Annotated in this window: 1 protein-coding gene and 2 pseudogenes; all 3 read left to right on the top strand. The window is 45.2% G+C overall.

The features are described from left to right. Positions 1-462, top strand: a pseudogene (locus HMPREF1250_RS11850) (DNA primase); the annotation flags it as partial. 219 nt (positions 463-681) lie between these two features. Further along, positions 682-1086 carry a RusA family crossover junction endodeoxyribonuclease gene (locus HMPREF1250_RS07505; protein ID WP_036242984.1) on the top strand — a complete coding sequence of 135 codons (405 nt, stop codon included), beginning with the start codon at positions 682-684 and terminating at the stop codon, positions 1084-1086. Then, positions 1079-1312: pseudogene (locus HMPREF1250_RS07500) on the top strand (hypothetical protein); the annotation flags it as partial. The gene HMPREF1250_RS07505 and the pseudogene HMPREF1250_RS07500, both read left to right, overlap by 8 nt.

The raw sequence follows: 1312 nt of genomic DNA, 5'->3' as shown, positions 1-1312 counted from the left end.
CAAGGCGGTAAGCGAGCCATTGACAGAGCCTCAGGCTCAGGTGTGTTCGGTCGGGATGCTGACGCACTGCTTGATATGATTGAGATTGATGCTGAACAAGTCGGGTCCTCTCGTTCGGCTTGGCGTATTGAAGGAACGCTTCGTGAGTACGCTTCATTCAGGCCGGTAAATGTGTGGTTCGATTATCCCGTTCACCGTATCGACGACACGGGAACGCTTGAGACGATTAAGCTAGACGTCGAGATGAAGCTCAACGAGAAAGGACAACGGACTCGGCAAAAGCAACGGCAGTCCCGAATTCAGAATCTTGAGGCGGCATATAATGCGTGTCTCATCTCGGGCGAGGTAACCGTAGGAGATATGGCTGAATATCTTGATGTGAGCGTTAAGACTGTCAGTCGAGATATCGATAGTAGCGAAACCTTCCGAAGAGAGCAAGGAAAGGTATTTAAGAATGAATAAATATAAGTAAAAAACGCCGTATACGTATAAATATAATCGGACAAACATCGGACATTTCAACTATATATATAGAAATGTCCGACTGTATAAAAGTCCACAATTGCCATGGACGGACAAAGTGTTAAAAAAACGGCTTTAGCTTCGCCGTTTTTTCTTAACACACTTTGACCGCCTCAGGGCAATACGTGCCCTCGGCGTTTCCCTAGAAAGGAGTATGCAATGAAATTAAAGTTTTTCTTGCCGATGATAATCCCTTCGGCGACTCATCAAGAAAAGAAAATTATGGTAGTAAACGGTAAGCCTGTCGTGTATGAGCCTCAGAACGTAAAAGACGCCCGCCAGAAGTTTATGGCAGCCCTTGCCCCTTACGCTCCTAAAGCTCCGTTTGCGGGTCCTGTAAGGCTTTCGACGACGTGGATATATTTAGCGACTACTGCCCACCCTATAAAGAGCTGGAAAACAACAAAGCCCGATACGGACAATTTGGTGAAGCTCTTAAAAGACGTGATGACGGATTTGGGCTTTTGGACAGATGATGCTCTTGTCGCTTGTGAAGAAATTCAAAAATTTTACCTTGATAAGCCCGGACTTTATATCGAGATAGAGGAACTTACCAATGGCTAATCAAGAGGTCGTAAAACGAGCCAGAAGTGCTTTTAAGGAAATTCTAAATGAAATGGAACACCCCCAGTTTGATTTACTCAGACGTGATCCTGAAATTAAGAACCTCGTTGAACGCCTTGTCCGCAAAGTAGAAGAGGCCCGTAATCCGGAAAGCTGGCCGGTATATGAATACCCTGACGAGTTTGAAAAGTACCATCCGGAAGATCATCAGTTATGGATTTGGCTA

The sequence above is a fragment of the Megasphaera vaginalis (ex Srinivasan et al. 2021) genome, assembly GCF_000478965.1.
Taxonomy (GTDB): Bacteria; Bacillota; Negativicutes; order Veillonellales; family Megasphaeraceae; genus Megasphaera; species Megasphaera vaginalis.
Note: the sequence above shows the minus strand (reverse complement) of the source record. Positions and strands in the feature narration are given on the sequence as shown.

Coding starts and splice junctions, on each gene's coding strand:
- HMPREF1250_RS07505 (WP_036242984.1), top strand. CDS start 682: ATGAAATTAAAGTTTTTCTTGCCGATGATAATCCCTTCGGCGACTCAT.